Source organism: Corynebacterium sp. CCM 9203 (assembly GCF_041357675.1).
Classification (GTDB): domain Bacteria; phylum Actinomycetota; class Actinomycetes; order Mycobacteriales; family Mycobacteriaceae; genus Corynebacterium.
This window is the reverse complement of record NZ_JAUERY010000002.1, coordinates 534,720-550,871: the sequence shown is the minus strand read 5'-3', so window position 1 is coordinate 550,871 and position 16,152 is coordinate 534,720. Positions and strand designations below refer to the sequence as shown.

Below are 16,152 nucleotides of genomic sequence, written 5' to 3'. Positions count from 1 at the left end.
GCTAGAAGGGGAGTTTGCGGAAGATCGGCCGCGGAATGTGATCGAAGACCATCATCACGTACTTGAACAGCGGATGAACCCACACGGTGTCCTTACCGTTGGTGACGGCTTCCACAACGGCTTCGGCCACCTGTGAGCGGTCCACGGTCAACGGTGCCTCGTCGACATCGGCGCTCATCCGGGTACGGACCTGACCCGGGCGTACGACCACGACCTTGGCTCCGGAGTCCCGCAGGGCTTCACCGAGTTGACTGTAGAAGCCGTCGAACCCGGCTTTCGTTGAGCCGTAGACGAAGTTGGATCGCCGCACCTTCATGCCTGCGACGGAACTCAGCGCGACAATCGTTCCGTGTCCCTGCGCCGAGAAGCGCTGCCCGAGCAGGACACCGACGGAGACGGCACCGGTGTAATTGACCTGGGCGGAGGCGACGGCCTTGGATTGATCACGCCACAGTTCCTCGTTGTCGCCGAGGGTACCGAAAGCGACGATCGCGATATCGACATCACCGTTCGAGAATGCCTCCTCGATCACGGCCGGGTGACTGTCGAAATCGGTGGCGTCGAAGTCGATGACGCGGATCTCACTGGCGCCGGCGCGTTCAAGCTGCACCTTTGCCTCTTCGAGGTGCGGAGAGTTCTTCCGCGCGGCGAGAGTGACCGCGGCGGGTCCGGCGGCGAGGAATTCGGTGACGATGGCGACACCGATCTCGGACGTGCCGCCGAGTAGCAGGATGTTCTGGGCCTTGCCCACAGCATTGAGCATGTCGTGTTCTACTTCCTGATTGTTCTCGTGCGGAGGTGCGGTCTAGCGCAGTTCGAGGCGACGGGACAGATCGGACGCGAAGACCCCGTTCGGGTCAATCGTGTTGCGAGTATCCAGCCAGGATTGCATCTGGGGGTACATCCGGTGGAAGTTCTCCGCCGTGGTCCGCGATTCCTTGGCCAGGTACAACCGGCCACCGAACTCCATCACCCGGCGATCCAGTTCGTCGAGGAACTGGCCCAGACCTGGTTTGATGGGGAAGTCCACGCACACGTTCCAACCGGGCATCGGGTAGGACAATGGAGCACGGTTACCTTCACCGAAGAGCTTGAACACGTTCAACGCCGAGTAATGGCCCGATGCCTGGATGTCCCGGATGATGTCCTTGAACGGTTCCACGGCCTCACGCGGCACGACGAACTGGTATTGGAGGAAACCCTTGGGCCCGTAGCCGCGATTCCATTCACCGATCAGATCGAGCGGCTGGTAGAACTCCGTCAGATTCTGCACCTTATTACGGTATGTTCCCGACTTCAGCCACCACAGCTCACCGACCGCGATCATCGACAGCTTGTTCATGGTGAATGACGGGAAAATATCCGGGACGGTCACCAACTGGGGTGCATTGAACTTCAGCGGATCCTTCGCCAACTTCGGGGCGAGCTCCTCCAGTTGCGCGAGAGTAGCCAGGGAACCCCGGGAGATTGCCGCACGACCCAGCTTCGGCGGGCCGGAGATCGCGTCGAACCAGGCGGAGGAATAAGTGTAGTTCTTCTCCGAACCATCCGAGTGGAACTCGATCGTCTCGTCGAGGCTGTGTGTCATGTCGCCGTCGGCGATGAAATATGCGGTCTCGGTCCGGGTCATCTTGATTCGTGCGCGGACAATGATGCCCGTCAGCCCCATTCCACCGACCGTCGCCCAGAACAGTGAACCGTCCGGATCGTCGGCGGAACCCTCCGGTTCCAGGTGCAGGATCCGACCGTCGGCCACGAGCAGTTCCATCGAGACCACGTGATCCCCGAAGGAACCGGCCGAGTGGTGGTTCTTCCCGTGGATGTCGGGGCCTATCGCACCACCGATGGTGACCTGCCGGGTACCCGGCAGAACCGGAACCCATAGCCCGTACGGCAGCGCAGCCTTCATCAACTGGTCGAGGGTGACACCGCCATCGACGTCCACGACGGCGGACGCCGAATCGATGGAATGGATGCGGTTCAGCGCGGTCATGTCGATGACCAGACCGCCGGCATTCTGCGCCGGATCCCCGTAGGAACGCCCCATACCGCGGGCGATCACGCCACGACGCAGATGGGCGGGCTTGCTCTCGTTCTGTTCGGCGACCAGCTGCACTGCCTTGACGATCGTGTCGAGGTCTTCCGTTGACAGAACCTCGGCGGTCGTGGGGGCCGTACGGCCCCAGCCGGTCAGTTTCTTGGCTTCTGTGTTCAGGGCTCCGGAGGCACCGTTCGAAGCAACGGTGCTGGACGCGCCCTTATCGCTCGTCATCGCCTGTCCACGCTACTCCCCGAACAACCCTGGTGGGGGCCGATCGGGCCTGATCGGGCAGTTTCCCAGGAAGAACACAGCGTGTGATTTCCCACAATCCCACGCGGTCGGGCACCCGTACGCCGATGCCCGTGGCGGACGACTACAGATCCATCATCTGCCGTATCTCGTCCGGGAGTTCCTCCTGGGACGTGATCTCAGGGCCGACGTACTCACGCAGAATCTCATACACCCGCACCCTGTCGACGCTATCGAGCAATGGAAGTTCCTGCGCCATCAGCATTGTCATGTGCTGGTTCAGCGGTAGCTGGGTGCGCTCCGCCGCGATGTGCCCCGGCGTCTCCCCGGAATTCCGCTTCTGGCCCTTGAACAGTCCGAACATACGGCCAGTCTAACCGGAGACAACACCTGCTCATGCGACGCCCGTCCCGGTTGGTATGCTCCCGGTATGGCAACGACAGACCGGGGGTTGCGAGCGAGGATCATCGCTGATCTGCCGCTCGCCGTCGCGGGTGGAGTTGTCACCGCGATGCCCGACTACATTGACCATCGATTGACCCGCTGGAGTGTTGACGCCGCGGTCCTTGCCGCGGCTACCGTCGGCACGGAGGCCTTGGAACCGATGGTGTCCGCTGGTTCTGCCGACACCGCATCAGCGGAACCGCAGCCCGGTACCAGCCGCCCGGCGAACCCGAAGACCCCCTGGCCGCTACTTGTCACAGGAACCGCACTCCTCTGCGCGGTGGTGCGGCTGGATCACAGGATCACCGCGACACTGGTGGGGCTGCTCCGATCCTGGGGAGTCGCCCGACCCCACACGGTGCTCGGCGTGTGCATCGTGCCGATCCTGCTGGCGTCCTGCGCACTGGACGACATCGTGAACGAAAGTGATGGGACAACGAAACAGTGACCGGCACACAGAAGAACACATCCACTGGGGGTACAGCAGATCCCGTGCATCATCCCGTCATTTCCGTCCTCGACGCCACCGACCCGACCCTCCGCGTCGTCTGGCACGTCCAAACCGACCCCAACTCGGCGACCGGGCGCTACAGCGGAGCCTGGATCGTCGGGGAAACTCCCGCACACACCGGTAGTGAAACACCGGAGTCGGAAGGTACGGATGTCGTCGCCACGCGGGACACGGACCCCACGGACCCCGTCACCCTCCTTGAATCCCTCCTACGGCACACCATCGTGCTGCCCGTCGGGGGTACGGATCCGGACACCGTCGAGGGTGCGGGCACCCGTGCGGGCCAGACCAGCTTGAGGGAGATCCACGCAGCCGTCGACCGGGCAACCAGTGAGATCCGTGCCGCCGCGAAGAAAGCCCACGAGGCAAACCCCCACCTCATCGTGCCGCGACTGCCCGCCCCCACTCTTCCCGACGACAACCCGGACAACGGTGCCGCTTTCCATGGTGAAGGCATCGCCCGGGCCGCCTGGTGCACTGCTCAGGCCGTCGGCAATCTCGTTGAACAGTGGTTCGCGATCGAGGGGCAGCGCCGGAGCCGCGCTCATCTCAAGGAAACTTATGGTCCGGACGTTCGACCACTCCCGTTGAGCTGAACCCGGACCCCTCCGGAGGCATGGCACCGGTCCCACCGCGCGGGCACGGGCTCCGTGAGCTGGCTACGCTGGTGAGCATGTCCACCGACCAGACCCGCGGAAACGTCATCGAACTAAGGCCCAGGCGCGACGCCCGAGCTGCCGTGACCGGGACCAGGTCTGAGGAGTACCGCGCACCACGGACCTTGATCGTCCGGGCGACATTGTGGTGCGCGGATCGGGAGATCCACCGTCAGGTTGGACTCAACGATGCGATGTCGCTGTCCGAGCTGCACCGTGTTCTGTCCACCTGCTTCGGTTTCCGCGGACACGAGGGCGGGGCGCCCTGGTCATTCACCGCCGGAGAACACAAGGTGAGAACCAGTGACTGCGTACACACGGTCCTCGCCGCACCCGGCGACGTCGCCATCTACACGTGGGGACTGTGGCGCATGTTCATCGAGGTCATAGAATCGTATCCGCGGGATCGCGGTACCCCACGGGCACTTTGCATCGGCGGCTCCGGAAGCCTCAGACCCGATGCGACGGGTGAGGTGGACTTCGATCCCGCCGACATCAATGCCGAACTGACAGGTACAGCGACGATCACCGCAACTCTCGCCCTGGTGGACACAGAGGTCACGGATCTGATCAACCGCTCCCGTATCTTCGACTTCATTCCGCTCCTCCAAGCGCTGGATCTGGAACGACCGCTCTTTCTCCCGCGCCGGACCCGCATGATTCTGGATGAGCTACCACTGGAACGGACCCCCGAGGCCCAGGACGCGTTCCTAGTTACAGTTCTCACGCTGGCATCACTCGTGGATGCGGACCTCGGTGACAACGTCATCGAATCAACCATGGCCGAAATCGGGTGGGTCGACGATGATGACAGCGTGCTCACGGCAACCCGGACCCGGGAACTCTGCGCCGCTTCCCTCCAAGCCCTCGCAGACGTCGGCGGCTACGGTGCCACTTCCCTGCCTCCCGTTGAACGTCTCGATCTCTACCGTTATCTCCTGCGTCGCTGAACAGCGGGGGAGAAGCGGGTAGCATCACCTGGCGTGGCCGACTACGACGACAACACCGCCCCCGACACCCGCGATCCGCGGCGCACCGATCCGCCCACCGAGAGCCCTGGAGAGAGGCTTTTCGTCTCCTCCGAAGAGATGGCGGAGGAGGTCGCCGCCGGTGCAGACGAATACACCGGCCCCATCCCCGTGGTCCCCGCCTCCGATGGCCGCGACGTGAAGACACAGGGGGTCCGGTTCATCATCTCCGGCGGTATCTCCGCCGTGGTGGACATCGGTCTGACATGGCTGTTTCAGATGGTCTTCGGCCTGAGCCCGTTTGCGTCCCGCAATATCGGCTTCATCTTCGGCACGATCACCGCCTATGCCATCAACCGACGCTGGACGTTCCAGGCCGCGCCCTCCCGGGCCCGATTCATCGCCGTGACCGTGCTCTATGCGCTCACCTGGGTACTGAACACCCAGTTGTATAAGTACCTGTTCGGGTTCCTCGTGGAGCGGGATGTCCCGGACCTGTTCTCCCTGGTGGTTGCCTTCGTTATCGCACAGGGAATCGCGACCGTGGTGAACTTCGTCGTTCAGCGCACCGTGATCTTCAAGGTCCGCTGACCCCGGGACACGGACTGCCGCCTGTCGACGCCGCGCCTGGCATGGCTCGTTGTGTGATGCAGCGCGTCCGCGGTCAGGGGCGTTCGAAACGTTCCCGGCGCCCCATGCGATGCAGCCGAAGCCAGTCCCGGAACCCCGCCGGGTCACGTTGCTTGACCAGAAAGAACCAGCCGAAACGGGCGTACTCCTGGGGGAGAAGGTGGCGCATGCCGGGTTGGTTCATCAGGTAGCCGCGGTTGCGGTAGGTAAAGAAACGCTTCCCCTCGTTGTCGGGGTACTGGGTGTGCATCCGCCCACCCAGGATCGGCTTGAACTCGTCCGAGCCATCCGGGTGCAGGTAGGCGCAGCGCAGGCAGGTACCGAACTTCAGCCCGGAGCGGGTCAGTCGGCGGTGGTACTCGACCTCGTCGCCCCGGATGAACAGCCGGAGATCCGGGACACCGATACGTTCCATGGCTGCCGCGGAGATCAGCGCGCCATTGAACAGGGAGGCGATAGCGGGCAGGAGATCATCGTCCGGATTCGCCGGGTCGATGAGCTCACCGCGCCTGCGCCGCCACTCCAGCCCTCGCCGGAGAGGGAAGGCGAGGAGATCCGGATCATCGAGATTGCAGACCACGGGGGAGACCTCGTCCAGGCCGTGCCGCTGCGCGCACTCCTGCAGAGTGGCGAGCACGTCCGGCCCCTCTGGCCGACCGTCATCGTCGGCGCACCACACGGCATCCGCGCCCAGGGCGAGTGCGGTGAGGAACCCGTAGGCGAAACCGCCCGCGCCGCCGAGATTCGTGTGTGAGGGCAGGTAGACGCCCCGGTCCCCGGCGATCTCCGCCACCACGTCCGACACGGCCCGCTCGCAACCGTTGTCCACCACGATGATCCACTCCACGGGCGCCGACTGGGTGGCGACGACCTCGAGGGAGGCCCGCAGGAGATCGGCGCGACGGTGGGTGACGATGACCGCTGCGACGCGGTCCGAGGTGGTGAGAGCCATGCGCCCATTGTCGCACAGGGTTCCTGACACATGACCGGATTCCTCATGTAGAGGGTGTTCTTAAGAAGTGAGCCGAGTGCCCTTGGCTGGTAGAGAATAGTGGAGCCTACGGGTTCGGGCTCATAGGTTGGTGAACCACATAGTGAAAACTGGTCTACCGTTCATCCAGAGGGTTGTCTACGTCGCAAGCTGATGTTACACTGTGCAACACAGTGGTACTGCCGTTGACGCTTCGCTATAAGAAGGTCGCCGATGACAGTGCCATTTTCCATATTCAAAGGATAATAATTAGAGAGTGATTCATGGCGCGTAGGGCCCGGAAGGTCAATAAGGAAGAAGCGAGTATCGTTTCTGTCTCGGGCTTAGTTTCCATTCGGAGCCCATTGAAAGTAGCTATAATTGTTGATGGGGGTTTCTATCGACATCGTGCTAAGGCTTTATTCGGCGAGAAAGATCCGCGGCAGCGGGCAGATGAGCTTTCGGAATACTGTCGTAGACATATTAGGGAATCTTGTGGGGATCTGTATCGTATATTTTACTACGATTGTGAACCGTCTCAAAAAGTCTTATTTCACCCACTTACACGTCAACAGGTAAACTTGGCGCAGACTGAAGAGTATGAATGGATGACCCAATTTCTTAAAGAGCTAGTGAAAAGGCGTAAGGTGGCATTGCGCCGTGGGGAGGAGTTGGAGACACAGAACGGGTACAACTTGAGGCACAAGGCGCTTAAGAAATTGTGTGCAGGGTCTATAACTGTGCAGGACTTGACCGAGAGAGACTTCTATCTCGATATCACCCAGAAAGGAGTGGATATGAGGATTGGTCTCGATATTGCTGCACTGTCAGAAGCTGGTCTTGTTAATCAAATTATCATGATCTCCGGTGATTCTGATTTCGTCCCGGCGGCAAAGCATGCCAGAAGGTCTGGTATTGATTTTATTCTTGATCCTATGTGGGCAAGGGTGGCAGATAGCTTGAATGAGCATGTAGATGGCGTACGGGAATGTGTTGCGCGACGTTCAGAGAATGATCCTCTTCATGTTGGTAAGATAGATTTGTAGTTGATAAAAAATCTTAAAAATTAGCTACCTCTAAAAATCTAGAAGTCCCAGTAGCGGGAAGATCTGGTTATGGCCACTATAATGCTTGGTGTTTTGGGGCTTGCGGCACGAACCAACTGGTGATCGTCGTCGGGTGCGTGATGGCGGTTCCGACGCATGCGGCGAACGCACCGCGCTCGAAGACGCCGGCGACATCCTCTGGTCGGTGCAGACGTCCTTCCACGAGAACGGGCCGGTCCACGACGGCGAGCACCTCGTCGATGAACGCGTGGTCGGGGCCGGGGGTCTTCTCCCGGGCGTGCTCGTAGCCGGGGGTGTAGCCCGCCAGCGTCGTGCCGATGATGTCCGCACCCGCCTCAGCGGCGGCCACCGCATCGGGGACGGAGGCGCAGTCCGCCATGACCGCGACACCGGGGAACTCGGTGTGGATGGCCGCCACTGCGTCAGCGAAGGATTCACCGTTGCCCCGCTCGCGGAGGGTGGCGTCGATGGCGACGACATCCGCGCCCGCCAGCGCGCACGCCCGGGCGTGCGCCACGGACGGGGTGATGTACACGCCGTCGTGGCCGTGCTTGATCAACCCGATGACGGGAACCTCGACGGCCTGCCGGGTGGCGGCGATATCCGCGACGCCTTGCACCCGGACTGCTCGGGCGCCTCCTTCGACGACGGCCTGGGCCATTGCTGCGGTGATTTCCGCGCGCCGTAGCGGTTCGCCGGGATAGGCCTGGCAGGACACCACCAGTCCGCCGCGGAGGCGGTCGAGGAGGGCGTCGATGCTCATGTCACTCATTGGGCGGGGCTCCTTATCGGATAGTGAGGGTGTTGCGGGCGTGGCGTGCCGCTCCGACGAGCGCGGCGTTGTCGCCCAGCTCGGCGGCGACCAGGGGAGTGCCCCGGAGCGGGGCCATCAGGGTTTCAGCGTAAGCCCCACGGAGCGGACCCCACCACGACTCACCCATTCGGGTGACGCCACCGCCGATGACGACCAGTTCCGGGTCGAGCGCGTTGACCAGTGAGGCCACGGTTTGGCCGGTGATCGACCCCGCAGCCGTGATCACATCTGCGGCGAGGGTGTCGGTCCGGGCGGCCGCCTGGAGCTGGTGCCCGTTGTCCACACCCCGCCCACCGAGCTCGGCGTAGAAACGTGTCATGCCGGGGCCTGCGGCGAGGTTCTCCAGCGTGTCGGTGTGTCCGGCACAGCTCTCGGGAGTCGTCGTGGTGACCCGGATCTGCCCGATGTGCCCCGCGACACCGTGTGCCCCGGGGATGAGATGGCCGTCGGTGATGATGGCTCCGCCGATTCCGGTGCCGACGGCGACCATCAGCATCGACTTGTGTCCACGCCCGGCACCTCCGGCAAGTTCGCCGAGGCCATGGGCGTGAACGTCGTTGATCACGGTGCAGGGAATGCCGAGTGCTCCCTCGATCTCCGTGGCGAGCTCGGTGCCCGTCCACCCGCGGATGGCGTCGGTCGCGGAGGTGATGCGTCGCCCGTCGGGGCTGACGACACCGGCACTGCCGATTCCGACGTGCGTCGGTGCCGTGCCCGGGTCGGCGTCGATGACGCGGCGCGCGACCCGCAGCACCTGCCGGATGACGGCGGCACCGTCCTCGCGGCTCGGGGTCGCCGCAGTGGACATCCCCCTGACGGTGTTGTCCGCGTCAACGAGGGCCACGTTGATCTTCGTGCCGCCGATGTCGACCGCGAGAACGCGGCTGTCGGCACTGTCACTGTTCACGGGGGCCGTCCTCTCTCGGTGCTTGTGGCTGTGATCCGGTGGATCAGGAGGCGAAGGGGGCGATCCGGACGGCGTCCGGGTCGACCGTCGGCTCCAGGCTGCACGACCTCAGTACCTCGGCGATGGCGGTGAGGTTCCCACCGGTGAGGGCGGCGACGGGCTCTGGCATGCGGTTCGTGGAGAAGACACCGAGGAGCATCAACGCGGTCTTGAAGGCGCCGACCCCTGCGCCGAAGCCGACGGCCCCGGTCGTGACAAGGACAATGCGCATGAGGTCGGTGAGGTGGTCCTGCTCGGCGCGGACCGTGTCCCAGTCACCGGCACGGTAGGCGTTCCACTGACGGACGTAGGCGTGTGGGTCGACGTTACCGAGGCCGGGTACACACCCGTCGGCGCCGGACATGTACGCACCGTCGACCACGACCTCGTGGCCGGTGAGCAGTGTGAGGGGATGACCTGCGGCGGCATTGTCGCGGGCGAGGAAACGGAAGGACACGTCATCTCCGGAGGAATCCTTGACACCCGCCAGAACCCCGTCCAGACCCAACTTGAGTAGTAGATCACCGGGCAGCTTCACATGTACACAGACGGGGATGTCATAGGCGAACAGGGGCAGTGCCACAGCTTCGTGGATCTTTCGGAAGTGGCGCTCAATCTCGTTGACCCCGCCGAGGGCGTAGAACGGCGCGGTGGCGACGATCGCGTCGGCGCCGAGTTCGGCGGCGGTGCGGGCGTGTTCGATCACCCGGTTCGTCTCCGTGTCGATGCACCCGACTAGGACGGGGACACGCCCCGCGACGGTCTCGACGGCGGCGGTGATGATCTCGCGGCGGCGGTCATCGGTGGAGAAGACGACCTCTCCGGATGACCCGAGGAAGAACAGGCCGTGTACACCGGCGTCGATCATGCGGTTGACCACGCGGTCGAAGCTGGCACGGTCAAAGTTGCCGACATCGTCGAGTGGTGTGACTACCGGCGGGATGACACCGGTGAAGGGGGATTCCACTGTGGGCTCCTAGGTGATTTTTCAGATGTTGGTACGGCGGACTGGCCGTCAGTTGGCGAATGCGGACTTCGCGGGGTGCAGGAGTGACGGGGCCGCACCGAGCAGGGTACGCGTGTACTCGTCGCGTGGGTTCTCGAGGATTTGCTGTGCGGGCCCCTCTTCGACGACGGTGCCGCCGTTCATGACGGCTATCCGATCCGAGACGTAACGCACGGTCTGGATGTCGTGGGAGATGAACACCATGCCGAGATTGAGTTCCTCTTTGAGGTCCGAGAGTAGGTTGAGGATCTGGGCGCGGACCGACACATCGAGTGCGGAGGTCGGTTCGTCGGCGATGATCGCGTCCGGGTTCAACGACAGGGCGCGCGCGATGGCGACACGTTGCCGCTGGCCACCCGACAACTGACCTGGGAGGGCCTGTAGAACGCTCTCGGGGAGTCCGACCAGGTGGATGAGATCCCGGATTCGTTCCTCGCGGTAGCTCTTGTTGTTGATCTTGTGAACGACCATAGGGTCGAGCAGTTGTTCGGCGACGATCATGCGCGCGTTCAGGGCGGTCGCAGGGTCCTGGAAGACGACGGACACGACGCGGCCGATTTGTTTACGATCCTTCGCGGAGCGTTTGGTCACCTTACGGCCCTGGAAGTACACCTCGCCCTCGGTGGGGTCCTGCAGGCCGCACATGACGCGGGCCGTGGTGGATTTTCCGCAGCCGGACTCACCGACCAAGCCGAGGGTTTCACCGGGATTCAGCTTCATGGTGACGCCGCGGACGGCGTGTACGAGGTTTGGCCTGAAGATGCCGCCGGATCGGGAGCGGAAGGTCACGGAGACGTCCCGCAGCTCGATGATGGGGGTCAAACCGTCGTGCCGGGGGTTTGCGCGACCCGTGGTATCCACCCGACGACCGTGGATCGTCTCGTCAGCGTGATCGGGAACGGATTCAACGGACCCCTGTTGGAAGGAATCCAGGGCTGCCTCGGTCTCGGTGCGGATGACCTCGTTGGAATCGTGCTTGTTGTGCTTGGACATCGATGTGCTCACTTTCCGCGCTCGGCGAGTTCGGGTTGCACTGCGTAGTAATGGTGCTCGCCACCGGCACGGGTGAGCACCGGGCGGGTGTCCAGACCGACGGTCGGATGCGAGGAACGCGGCGCGAAACGGTCACCGCGGGGGAAGTCCCGCGGGCTGGGCACGACACCGGGGACTTGGTGCAGTCGCCCGGAGCCGGCCTCGATGGACAACACCGAGCCGAGGAGACCACGGGTGTACTCGTGCCGGGGATCGGTCATCAGTTCAACCGTGGGAGCCTGCTCGACGACCTGGCCGGCGTACATGACGGTGATGGAGTGCGCGACTTCCGCGACGAGTGCGAGATCGTGCGAGACGAAGATCATGGCGAAGCCGAGTTTGTCCTGTAGATCGTTGAGCAGTTCGATGACCTGTTTCTGTACCGTCACGTCGAGTGCGGTGGTCGGCTCATCGGCGATGATCAGCTTCGGGTCCCGGGTCAGCGCCATGGCGATGAGGACACGTTGCCGCTGGCCACCGGAGAGCTCGTGCGGGTAGGACTCCAGAGTGCGCTTCGGGTCGAGGCCCACGAGTTCGAGGAGTTCCTCTGCACTCCGGGTGCCGCCACGCTTGGTCAACTGTTTCATCTGGGATTTGATGAGCATGGACGGGTTCAGCGAGGAGAGTGCGTCCTGGTAGATCATCGCGATCTCGTGGCCCCGGAGCGCCGCGTGCTGTTTTGTCGAGAGCTTCAGCAGATCGGTGCCGTCGTAGAGGATCTGGCCGGTGATCGTCGCCCGGTGATCGAGCAGACCCATGATCGTGAGTGCCGTGATGGATTTGCCGCAGCCGGATTCACCGACGAGTGCCATCGTCTGCCCGGGGCGGACCTCGAAGCTGACGTGGTCGACGACATCGACGTCTCCGTGGCGTGGGAAGCGAAGGCAGAGATCGTTGACCTCAAGCAGTGGGGGAACGGAGTAATCGGGGATGAATCGGTCCGTACGGCGGGACTCCATCTCGCGTAGTTCGGCGAGTCGCTTGTTTAGGTCCTCCTCCTGTTCCCGGTAGGCGGCGACGGGATCGGATGCCAGGCGGTCGGCCTCACGCTTGCCGTCGGTGCCCGCCGGATCGATCTTGGTCGCCCCTGGTGCGGCGACGAGGGCGTCGGTGATTCCTTCCGCGAGTACGTTGAGGGAGAGAACGGTGATCATGATGGCGAGGCCGGGGAACATTGCGGCCCACCAGAAACCGGTGAGCACACCTTGACGTGCGGAGGCGATGATCGAACCCCAGGAGGGGTCGGGCTCGGGGACACCGGCGTTGATGAAGGACAGGGAGGCCTCGAAGACGATCGCGTCGGCGACGAGGACGGTGGCGAACACGAGGATCGGTGCGACGCAGTTACGGGCGACGTGTTTGATCAGGATCCAGGTGCGGGCAGCACCGGAGACAACGACCGCGTTGACGTAGTCCTCCCCCCACTGGTCGAGGACGTTGGCGCGCACGACACGGGTCAGTTGGGGGATATACAGGAACCCGATGGAGAAGATGAGGATCGGGATTGAGTTCCCGAAGACCGCGATGAAGACGGCGGCGAGTGCGATCCCGGGGAAAGACATGATGATGTCGAGTACGCGCATCAGGGTCTCGGACACCCACCGGGAGCTGACTGCGGCGATGGAGCCGAGGACGGCTGCGCACGCGAGGGCGAAGAGGGTCGCGCAGATTCCGATGGTCAGGGAGATCCGGGCACCGTAGACCATGCGCGAGTAGACGTCACGGCCGAGGTAATCGGTGCCGAACCAGTACTCGGAGTCCGGCGCCGCATTCGGCCTGGTGATCAGGAGTGGATCGTGGGTCGCGAACACCGGCGCGAACACGGCGATGATGACGATTGAGACGAGGATGACGACGCTGATGCGTGACGGCACCGACATCGCCCGCCAGCGGCCGAACCTCAGTCCAGGCCTGGACAGTTTGGTGGTGAGTTCTCTGCGCATGTCACACCGTCCTGATACGCGGGTTGATGAGGATGTAGAGCATGTCGACGACGATGTTGACGACAACGAAGGCGAGCGCCACCGTCAGCGTCACACCCTGGACGAGGTCGGCATAGTTCGACTGGATGCCCTCGAGGATCGCCTGCCCCATGCCAGGAAGGGCGAAGATGACCTCGATGATCACGGCGCCACCCATGAGATAGCCGATCCGGAGGCCGAGAACGGTCACCGGCGTGATCAGCGCGTTGCGCAGGACGTTGCGGGCCACGACGACGTGCTTGGGGATGCCCGCACCGAGCGCGGTACGTACGTAGTCCTTGTCGAGTTCCTCCACCATGGAGGTACGGACGACGCGGATCAGGGAACCGGCGACCGGGATTCCGAGGGCGAAGGCGGGCATGAGCATCCGCATCATGTAGGCCTTGGGATCGGACTCGAAGGCGATGAGTGGGCCGGATGCCGGAAGAATGTCATTGTTGATGGTGAACGCCTGGATCAGCAGAACAGCGAGCCAGAAGGATGGCGTCGCAACGAAGATGATCGAGAAGATACGGATGATCTGGTCGATCCAGGAGTCGCGGTAGAGCGCTGCGAGAACACCGAAGATGAGAGCCATGACGACCGCGATGATCAGGCCGTAAAAGGTTAGAGAGATGGTGACCGGGAACGCCTCCGCGATTCGTCCGGAGACGGGGAGCCGCTGTGAGGTGTAGGTTCCGAGATCGCCGTGTAGGAGGCCGCCGAGGAAAGCGAAGTAGCGGACAAAGAGTGGGTCATTCAGGCCGTATTCCTCGTGGTAGGCCTCAATCTGTTCGGCTGACGCGCCTTCACCGAGGGCGCCGTACGCCGGATCAACCGGGTTGAAGGACATCACGAAGAAGACGAGGAATGTGATGCCCAGAATCATGACGGGGAGTGCCAGGAGGCGGCGCCCGATGAGCCTGATCAGGTTGGACACGTGAGTACCTCAAGTAGTTGTCACGGACGGGGATCCGGGTGCGGTGGCGTCACGACGCCCGGTTGTGGACGATGCGACCCGTGGCCCCCGCGTCAAGCGGGGCGGGGGCCACGGTGTCTGCTTCGGGTGGGGGTGTTACTTGGTGTTGACGTCGAGGAACGAGATGCCGGTCAGAGCGATCGGCTGGAATCCCTCGATCTTGTTCTTGTTCCACGCGGAGGTGACGCTGCGGTGGAACAGCGGGTAGATCGGAACTTCTTCGGCGATAACGTCATAGGACTGGTTCCACAGATCCTGTTGCTCGTCGCCGGTGGCACGGACGGCCTTGTCCATGAGTTCGTGGAGCTTGGTGTAGCCCTCGGACCCCTTCCAGCCGGAGCGCTTCTGGGTCCAGGCGTTGTCGCCGTACCACCAGTTCATCAGCAGATCGGGGTCATTGCCGAAGACCGAGGGGTCTCCGGGAGCGAGCACCACGTCGAACTGCGGGTCATCCACGTCCGTGACGTTGGAGTACATTGCGCCTGACGCCTGGGTGTCGATGGTGTCGACGGTGATGCCGGCACCGGCGAGCTGCTGCTGGATGAGCGGCGCCATGTTGGCGATCCAGCCGTGGTCTGTGGTGTTGAGGGTGAAGTGCAGATCCTCGACACCGGCCTCCTTCAGCAGTTCCTTCGATTTCTCGGGGTCATAAGAGTAGACCTCGGACGCCTTGTGGTAGTTCGGGTGTGCCTCGGGGAGGAAGGAAGTTGCTACCTTGGCGTTGCCGTCGAGGGTGTTGTCGATCAGCTCCTGGGCGTCGATTCCGTAGAGTACCGCCTGGCGGACCTTCGGGTCGTTGAAGGGAGCTTTCTGGGTGTTGAACATGACGAAGGGGAGGTTGAAGCCCTGCTTGGACTCCATTTCGACCTTGCCTTCGAGCAGGCTCTTGCTCACGGAGGGAACGTTCTCCATGGCGACGACGGAGCCTTCGCTCATGGCGGTGACTCGCGCTGTGTCGTCGACCAGGATGTCCCAGCGCATCTCATCGGCACCGGCGGGGCGGTCGCCGTTGTAGTTCTCGTTCTTGGTGAACTTGACGTGCTTGGACTTGATGGCTTCGGTCATCTTGTACGGGCCGGTACCGATCGGTGCGGACTTCAGCTCGTCGTCGGTCTGGTCCTGGGGGACGACCTTGACCAAGGAAATGCGTTCGTTGACCAGGGAGAAGGGGTACTTCGTCTTGATAGTCACGGAGTTGTCGCTGTTGGCTTCGACGGTGTCGATGAAGCTCAGCATGGGGGCGTAGAAGCCTTCCATGGTGCGGTTGAATGCGGCGACGACGTCGGCGGAGGTCACGTCGGTTCCATCGGAGAACTTGGCGCCGTCACGCAGGGTGACCTCGTAGGTGGTGTCGTCCACCTTGTCGGGCAGCGCCGCGGCGAGAGCCGGATAAACCTCACGCGTCGCCGGGTCGAGTTCAGTCAGACCCTCCATGGTGTGCCAGTTGGCGGCGAGGGCAAGAGCGGAGGTGGTCGTACCGGGATCGTAGTTGTCGGTGTCGTATCCGACGGCGGCGGTGATGATGCTGGTGCCGTCGCCGGTGTCACCGGAGGCACCGCCGCTTGAGTTTGTGCCGGTGGTGGTGCCGCCGCCACAGGCGGTCAGGCCGAGAGCGGCGATGGCTACCAGCCCGGCCATTCGGGCCAGTGTGCGCTGTGAAGTGGGTGCTCGCATTAGGGGCTCCTCAGTGGGGGACGCGGGAAACTTGTCAGACATCTAACGATGTTCATGATACGTGGTGAATAACGCCAGCTCAACGATATCCGAAACACATGGTGAACAAACTCAATATATTGGTTCGTGACATGTGCTTTTAGGATTGCACACTACCCCCACGGGGGTGTGTTAAACGGGTAATCCGTGATAGTTCCATGAAGT

The 16,152-nt window shown here is 62.9% G+C and carries 16 protein-coding genes; 5 read left to right on the top strand and 11 right to left on the bottom strand.

The window, feature by feature from the left end:
- Position 1: 1 nt before the first annotated feature.
- The 3 genes from QWU44_RS05895 to QWU44_RS05885 all read right to left on the bottom strand — a co-directional run bounded on the left by QWU44_RS05895 (position 2) and on the right by QWU44_RS05885 (position 2,654).
- Positions 2-763, bottom strand: coding sequence for a decaprenylphospho-beta-D-erythro-pentofuranosid-2-ulose 2-reductase (locus tag QWU44_RS05895; RefSeq protein WP_370914748.1), 762 nt, complete (start codon positions 761-763; stop codon positions 2-4).
- Between the two features lie 42 nt (positions 764-805).
- Positions 806-2,272 carry an FAD-binding protein gene (locus tag QWU44_RS05890; RefSeq protein ID WP_370914747.1) on the bottom strand — a complete coding sequence of 489 codons (1,467 nt, stop codon included), beginning with the start codon at positions 2,270-2,272 and terminating at the stop codon, positions 806-808.
- Positions 2,273-2,414: 142 nt separating this feature from the next.
- A complete protein-coding gene (locus QWU44_RS05885; protein WP_370914746.1) occupies positions 2,415-2,654 on the bottom strand; it encodes a hypothetical protein in 240 nt (79 codons plus the stop codon).
- 66 nt (positions 2,655-2,720) lie between these two features.
- On the opposite strand from QWU44_RS05885, the gene QWU44_RS05880 reads away from it, so the two are divergent.
- The 4 genes from QWU44_RS05880 to QWU44_RS05865 all read left to right on the top strand — a co-directional run bounded on the left by QWU44_RS05880 (position 2,721) and on the right by QWU44_RS05865 (position 5,460).
- On the top strand, positions 2,721-3,182 hold the full coding sequence (locus QWU44_RS05880) for a hypothetical protein (RefSeq protein WP_370914745.1): 462 nt from the start codon (positions 2,721-2,723) through the stop codon (positions 3,180-3,182).
- 44 nt (positions 3,183-3,226) lie between these two features.
- A complete protein-coding gene (locus QWU44_RS05875) occupies positions 3,227-3,841 on the top strand; it encodes a hypothetical protein (RefSeq protein WP_370914744.1) in 615 nt (204 codons plus the stop codon).
- A gap of 77 nt (positions 3,842-3,918) precedes the next feature.
- Complete coding sequence (locus tag QWU44_RS05870; protein WP_370914743.1) at positions 3,919-4,851, top strand: hypothetical protein; 933 nt, start codon at positions 3,919-3,921, stop codon at positions 4,849-4,851.
- Between the two features lie 138 nt (positions 4,852-4,989).
- Entirely contained in the window at positions 4,990-5,460 is a 471-nt protein-coding gene (locus QWU44_RS05865) for a GtrA family protein (protein ID WP_370914919.1), read from the top strand.
- A gap of 73 nt (positions 5,461-5,533) precedes the next feature.
- Here the strand turns inward: QWU44_RS05865 and QWU44_RS05860 are convergent, their stop codons facing one another.
- Entirely contained in the window at positions 5,534-6,451 is a 918-nt protein-coding gene (locus tag QWU44_RS05860; RefSeq protein ID WP_370914742.1) for a glycosyltransferase, read from the bottom strand.
- Between the two features lie 599 nt (positions 6,452-7,050).
- Between QWU44_RS05860 and QWU44_RS05855 the strand changes: the two genes are divergently transcribed.
- A complete protein-coding gene (locus tag QWU44_RS05855; RefSeq protein WP_370914741.1) occupies positions 7,051-7,515 on the top strand; it encodes an NYN domain-containing protein in 465 nt (154 codons plus the stop codon).
- 76 nt (positions 7,516-7,591) lie between these two features.
- Here QWU44_RS05855 and QWU44_RS05850 read toward each other — a convergent pair whose 3' ends face one another.
- The 7 genes from QWU44_RS05850 to QWU44_RS05820 form a co-directional block, all read right to left on the bottom strand.
- Positions 7,592-8,299: an N-acetylmannosamine-6-phosphate 2-epimerase gene (locus QWU44_RS05850; RefSeq protein ID WP_370914918.1), complete on the bottom strand. Its 708-nt coding sequence runs from the start codon at positions 8,297-8,299 to the stop codon at positions 7,592-7,594.
- 22 nt (positions 8,300-8,321) lie between these two features.
- A complete protein-coding gene (locus QWU44_RS05845; protein WP_370914740.1) occupies positions 8,322-9,257 on the bottom strand; it encodes an ROK family protein in 936 nt (311 codons plus the stop codon).
- 43 nt (positions 9,258-9,300) lie between these two features.
- Positions 9,301-10,263 (bottom strand): dihydrodipicolinate synthase family protein, encoded by a 963-nt coding sequence (locus QWU44_RS05840; protein ID WP_370914739.1) that lies wholly within the window; start codon positions 10,261-10,263, stop codon positions 9,301-9,303.
- A gap of 48 nt (positions 10,264-10,311) precedes the next feature.
- Positions 10,312-11,295, bottom strand: a complete 984-nt coding sequence (locus QWU44_RS05835) for an ABC transporter ATP-binding protein (protein ID WP_370914738.1) — start codon at positions 11,293-11,295, stop codon at positions 10,312-10,314.
- An 8-nt stretch (positions 11,296-11,303) separates the two neighbouring features.
- Positions 11,304-13,277: a dipeptide/oligopeptide/nickel ABC transporter permease/ATP-binding protein gene (locus QWU44_RS05830; protein WP_370914737.1), complete on the bottom strand. Its 1,974-nt coding sequence runs from the start codon at positions 13,275-13,277 to the stop codon at positions 11,304-11,306.
- Position 13,278: 1 nt separating this feature from the next.
- Positions 13,279-14,235 carry an ABC transporter permease gene (locus QWU44_RS05825; RefSeq protein ID WP_370914736.1) on the bottom strand — a complete coding sequence of 319 codons (957 nt, stop codon included), beginning with the start codon at positions 14,233-14,235 and terminating at the stop codon, positions 13,279-13,281.
- Between the two features lie 135 nt (positions 14,236-14,370).
- Positions 14,371-15,948, bottom strand: a complete 1,578-nt coding sequence (locus QWU44_RS05820; RefSeq protein WP_370914735.1) for an ABC transporter substrate-binding protein — start codon at positions 15,946-15,948, stop codon at positions 14,371-14,373.
- Positions 15,949-16,152 lie beyond the last annotated feature (204 nt).

What these genes read in the sequence shown, in the direction of transcription:
- QWU44_RS05895 (WP_370914748.1), bottom strand. Translation starts at nt 763, where the DNA reads ATGCTCAATGCTGTGGGCAAGGCCCAGAACATCCTGCTACTCGGCGGC.
- QWU44_RS05890 (WP_370914747.1), bottom strand. Translation starts at nt 2,272, where the DNA reads ATGACGAGCGATAAGGGCGCGTCCAGCACCGTTGCTTCGAACGGTGCC.
- QWU44_RS05885 (WP_370914746.1), bottom strand. Translation starts at nt 2,654, where the DNA reads ATGTTCGGACTGTTCAAGGGCCAGAAGCGGAATTCCGGGGAGACGCCG.
- QWU44_RS05880 (WP_370914745.1), top strand. Translation starts at nt 2,721, where the DNA reads ATGGCAACGACAGACCGGGGGTTGCGAGCGAGGATCATCGCTGATCTG.
- QWU44_RS05870 (WP_370914743.1), top strand. Translation starts at nt 3,919, where the DNA reads ATGTCCACCGACCAGACCCGCGGAAACGTCATCGAACTAAGGCCCAGG.
- QWU44_RS05865 (WP_370914919.1), top strand. Translation starts at nt 4,990, where the DNA reads ATGGCGGAGGAGGTCGCCGCCGGTGCAGACGAATACACCGGCCCCATC.
- QWU44_RS05860 (WP_370914742.1), bottom strand. Translation starts at nt 6,451, where the DNA reads ATGGCTCTCACCACCTCGGACCGCGTCGCAGCGGTCATCGTCACCCAC.
- QWU44_RS05850 (WP_370914918.1), bottom strand. Translation starts at nt 8,299, where the DNA reads ATGAGCATCGACGCCCTCCTCGACCGCCTCCGCGGCGGACTGGTGGTG.
- QWU44_RS05835 (WP_370914738.1), bottom strand. Translation starts at nt 11,295, where the DNA reads ATGTCCAAGCACAACAAGCACGATTCCAACGAGGTCATCCGCACCGAG.
- QWU44_RS05830 (WP_370914737.1), bottom strand. Translation starts at nt 13,277, where the DNA reads ATGCGCAGAGAACTCACCACCAAACTGTCCAGGCCTGGACTGAGGTTC.
- QWU44_RS05820 (WP_370914735.1), bottom strand. Translation starts at nt 15,948, where the DNA reads ATGCGAGCACCCACTTCACAGCGCACACTGGCCCGAATGGCCGGGCTG.